Source organism: Mucilaginibacter sp. P4_G9, assembly GCF_056400985.1.
In genome coordinates this window covers 1-4,148 of sequence record NZ_JBFUKF010000433.1, presented here as the reverse complement: position 1 = coordinate 4,148, position 4,148 = coordinate 1, and the positions used below count along the sequence as shown (strand labels likewise).

The 4,148-nt window shown below is 37.7% G+C and carries 7 protein-coding genes; 2 read left to right on the top strand and 5 right to left on the bottom strand.

Annotated elements, in window-relative coordinates:
* Positions 1-458, bottom strand: a 458-nt coding sequence (locus tag AC1DPZ_RS23210; RefSeq protein ID WP_477407922.1) for a hypothetical protein, incomplete at its 3' end; no start/stop codon positions are given.
* Between the two features lie 101 nt (positions 459-559).
* On the opposite strand from AC1DPZ_RS23210, the gene AC1DPZ_RS23205 reads away from it, so the two are divergent.
* A complete protein-coding gene (locus AC1DPZ_RS23205) occupies positions 560-802 on the top strand; it encodes a helix-turn-helix domain-containing protein (RefSeq protein WP_477407920.1) in 243 nt (80 codons plus the stop codon).
* A 24-nt stretch (positions 803-826) separates the two neighbouring features.
* Here the strand turns inward: AC1DPZ_RS23205 and AC1DPZ_RS23200 are convergent, their stop codons facing one another.
* The 3 genes from AC1DPZ_RS23200 to AC1DPZ_RS23190 form a co-directional block, all read right to left on the bottom strand.
* The gene (locus tag AC1DPZ_RS23200) at positions 827-1,327 is read right to left on the bottom strand and encodes a hypothetical protein (protein ID WP_477407918.1); all 501 of its coding nucleotides are present in this window, start codon (positions 1,325-1,327) and stop codon (positions 827-829) included.
* 108 nt (positions 1,328-1,435) lie between these two features.
* Positions 1,436-1,927, bottom strand: a complete 492-nt coding sequence (locus tag AC1DPZ_RS23195; protein ID WP_477407916.1) for a hypothetical protein — start codon at positions 1,925-1,927, stop codon at positions 1,436-1,438.
* A gap of 41 nt (positions 1,928-1,968) precedes the next feature.
* Positions 1,969-2,424, bottom strand: coding sequence for a hypothetical protein (locus AC1DPZ_RS23190; RefSeq protein ID WP_477407914.1), 456 nt, complete (start codon positions 2,422-2,424; stop codon positions 1,969-1,971).
* Positions 2,425-2,816: 392 nt separating this feature from the next.
* Between AC1DPZ_RS23190 and AC1DPZ_RS23185 the strand changes: the two genes are divergently transcribed.
* Positions 2,817-3,197, top strand: coding sequence for a hypothetical protein (locus AC1DPZ_RS23185; RefSeq protein ID WP_477407912.1), 381 nt, complete (start codon positions 2,817-2,819; stop codon positions 3,195-3,197).
* Positions 3,198-3,199: 2 nt separating this feature from the next.
* Here AC1DPZ_RS23185 and AC1DPZ_RS23180 read toward each other — a convergent pair.
* On the bottom strand, positions 3,200-4,148 hold a 949-nt coding region (locus AC1DPZ_RS23180), incomplete at its 5' end, for a hypothetical protein (RefSeq protein WP_477407910.1).

Below are 4,148 nucleotides of genomic sequence, written 5' to 3'. Positions count from 1 at the left end.
CCCTTGACCTTGTTTATAAGATGATGAGGCATGTCATCAATTCTGAAATCGTTATAAAAGTACAGGTCAGAACTAAAGGGACTTGTAGTGAGATGGAACAACTTACCATAGCCGATGAATTCAAATATCTCTTTCACGCTATCATCTTGATACGCCTCCCAGCGATCAAACTTCGTATAACCCTTACTCTTTAAATCTTTAAAGTAATAAAATTCCCATAGGCTATTGAACAACTTGTCCATCTTTTGTAGTTGCCCGTCATAAGTTTCGTCGTAACTGTCGCGCGCGAACCGTTTCAATTTGGCTGTAGTAAACGATGCTAATTCTGTAATTGTAAGTGTAGATGAGTCTGTATACTCGAATTTAAAGTCGCTATCGCCATAAGCATAGGCTTTATACTCGAACAATTGTAACGTGTTGTTGCCAAAGTTCTGTGTTTTAATTAATCTCTTGGTCATATGGTATAAGGTTATTGACGGTGTTAGTGAGAACAAAATTAATAATTTACTTAGTTATTGCTAAGTAAGATGTAGGGTTTGTTTTTATTCTTTCGTATCTGATGGCAGCGAACCTTAAATCAGATATTGAAGCCTACGTTATCAACAAGGTTAAGGAGAAAAGAGAGGAACAAAACTTATCTCAATCCGAACTTGCTGTTAGGTTGAATGTATCTAATGGTTTTATTGGCCAAGCCGAAAGTTCAAAGTCGCCAACCAAGTACAACTTAAACCATCTTAACCAGCTGGCACTAATATTTAATTGTTCAATAAAAGATTTCATTCCAGACAAGCCTTTTAAATAGGAGCCTGTTGAGGCCCCTATTCTTTTATGCGACAGCATGCATCTGTTTACGCTTGGCTGCCAATGCTTTATATTTAATCAGTTTGAATTGGTGGTGCTTATTGCGTTCTTCAATATGCTCATAGGCATCCGAGCAACTATAAATGCAGTAGTCTGTTCTCACGCTATCCTCAATGTTTATTTCCGTTTCATCCTTTGCTGTTAGCCTGTATATGCTGCGGACAAATGCAGATGTGATCTGCGCGAACTGATTGAAAGAGTTACTTTCCTCAAATCCATAATGAATAGCAAAGCTATTGGTTGGGTGGCATTCTAAACGCAGGTAAAGTACTGGATTAATGAACTCATGAATAATGGTGCCGACTTTGGCTGTTGTTCTGTCCTCTCGTTCAAGTGAATAGCGTAATTCCTCATGTTCAAGGGTAGATAGCAGTGCTTTTGCGTTCTTGTAAATAGCGTAATATGCCTTCTGTACGCATTTATTATAAGGTAACTGAATCTGATTGGCTTGTGATTGTTGTTTCATATTAATGATTTTAAGGGTTTGTGAATGATAAGAAATAGCAAAGCCCTGGTTGATTAAACCAAGGCTTTGAGGCGTTACGGTAAAGTTTGTTCGGGTGCAGATTAGTCTTCAGTTACCTTTTAAGTAATGAATAAAGCGCGGTTCCTGATAAGTTAATACGCCATTAAAAAACTCAGCTAATGACGGCTGTCTCGGCTTGTGAAATAGCATTTTTAGCTCATTGGCGTAAGCAACGCGCCATAGAACATCTGCAGTGTGCGCGAAATCTGCAAAGTCATATTCAATCTGCATGTAGCATTGAAAATCGCAGGTAAGAACAAAAGAAAGTTGCGGACAAATAAAGCTGTGCAAGGTAAATGGATCATCTACATCATCCTTATAATCCCTTTCAAAGTACTGCGTGCCTGGCTTCAGGTATCGCGCTTTAATCAGCTTTAAGGTGTTGTGGTATTGTATTGAGATTGTTTCATTGGTTACCTTTAAGTTATTTGGGTGACTAAGTTTACTAACCTTCTTCCATCGTTTGCTAATACGGTAATTAGGATCAGCCTTGCCAAGCGGTTCATCCTCCGGTTCTTTTGATTTTCCAAGTAGTTCCATAATGAGAGTTAAGGGTCAATAAAAAAGCCCGATAGTGTTACTTACCAGGCCTGTGTAAAAAATTTGCTTTCCTCTAATCGGAAATAGCGTTTAAAATAAAGCGTTAGAATATCCTGTTGCGGTGATATGCGGACATCTTCACATTTGCCAAAGGCATCAATAAATGGTTTTACTTCCGTTTCAAAGGGACAACCTTGAAACGCATAAAGAATGGTGTACGAGTTGCATTCATCGCAAATCAACTCCCATTGAAAGGATTTTGTGATAAAGGTGTGGACGTTCCTCGGGTTGTCGTCGGTTTCCTTCGTGTAATCACGTTCAAATGCATCTGCCGGATGTTGAGGCATTAATTTACTTTTTACAAAGCGAAGCACCTCGAAGTATTGTTCGCGAAGCATTTTGTTACGCTTCTTTTGGTTTACGCTCCAATTGTTAGGTGCTTCCGCAAGTTTCCAATAAGGATCGGGTTTTAATGGTGGTTTTGCTGTCCGTTTCATGTTTTGTTGATTGTTATAGGGTTAGTTATTGTTATGGTTTCTGATTTGGAGCAAGATTAGCAGTGGTTTTGAGGCATTAGTTGTAGTGGAGAAAAGCAAGCCGAAGGCTGGCATCGGTATCGGCGCGTTTTTATTGAAAGGGTGCCACTGCTCTTGCTCTTAAAACAGAAAACAAATTCATTTTCTCTCCAGAACATGAGAGGGGATGCACCTAACCTACTCCTTTGCTTAAAGACCTCACAAAATTTCGTCAGGAAGTGTAGAGGCAATTTGAAGAGATATATAGGGAAGGGTGATTTTAAAAGACGGGGGGACCGTTGAAGTTGCTGGCCTAAAAAAATATTGTGAAAATTGTTAAGAAACTATAGATTAGAGGCTTAAACCTTATCAATATGGATTCAGGAGCAATTTTAATTTCCTTTTTGTTTGCGGTAGCCCTTGGCTTAGTTATTTTCCTAATTCTTAGAGCAGTTATGCTTTGGTATTGGAAAATAGATGTAATTGTAGAAAAATTGGATAGGATAGCCACCGCTACCGAATTGTCCGTTGAAAGTCGACGTAAGCAACACCGAATAAATTACTATGTAGCAGTAGCAAAAAACGATAACCAAGAGGCTTATGCTAGCATTATGAATATTGTTCTCGACGATATTCTTAAAACAGGAATTAAACCAGAGGCGCGAAAGGAATTGTATAATAAAAACAAGGAACGGTTTGCACCAGTAGTGGAGAAGTTAGGCTATGCTTTTCCTGAGTATGAATTGTTATTTTGAAGTTACATTTTGTCGTAGTGAAATGCCATTACTGACAATTGTACCATCTTATTATGATCCTGTTTTAAATGGAATTGGTAGTTGAATGAGCTTTCACCCCTGTGATTAGCTTGTTTGACATAATAGGGATGGTTAACTATGTCTGATTTGATTGTTGCTAAAACGCTTGTAAAATCGTCATTCTTTACAAATATTATAACTGCAACTTTAGAATCGCGCCAAGTCAGATATCTATCAAACAGTTGCGTTATAGTATCCAAAAACAATTTGGCTCCTGACCAAAATTTGCATTCCGCCACAAATAAATTAGTTCCATCCTTGGCGTACTTAACTAAAATATCGGTCCTGCCTCCTCTATTAAAAGTTTCACCCGATGCCGTAATAGAATCATAACGAGTTTCCAAAATGAATAAAAACTGATCTCTTATTGCTTCTTCATCTTTGCTAATATATAACGAAGGTTTTCGTTCCATTGATTTGCCTGAATCGTAAATGATTTTAACCACGTCTTCGTACATATTTGTACTTAATACGGGCTCCGATGAAAATTCTTTGTCTTTGCTTAAGACAGGTTGAGGTATATCTTTCTTTTTAATCGTTGGAACTGTAAAGATAGCTTGTGTGTTAGGGTCAACAGGTACTTTAATCGCAGCAAAGAAGTCATTTTCTTTTTGTAGAAAACTTTTTCTGTCTGATATTTTTTGTTGGATAAAACCTGCAACCTGTGTATTCCAAGATTGTGAAAAAATATTGACATTATCAACGTTTGTAAATGCGCTATCTAAGGCTTGTTTTCTTTCATAATTGAATTTCGCAACATCTTGATCGTATAATTTAAAACTAAGTGATACCAACTGGCGTCTCTCATCAATTACAATCTCTCGTGATGTCATCGTCCATGTATTTGGCCGAATTTGAAAAAGGACAGATGATCCGGAAAAAGGATAAGAT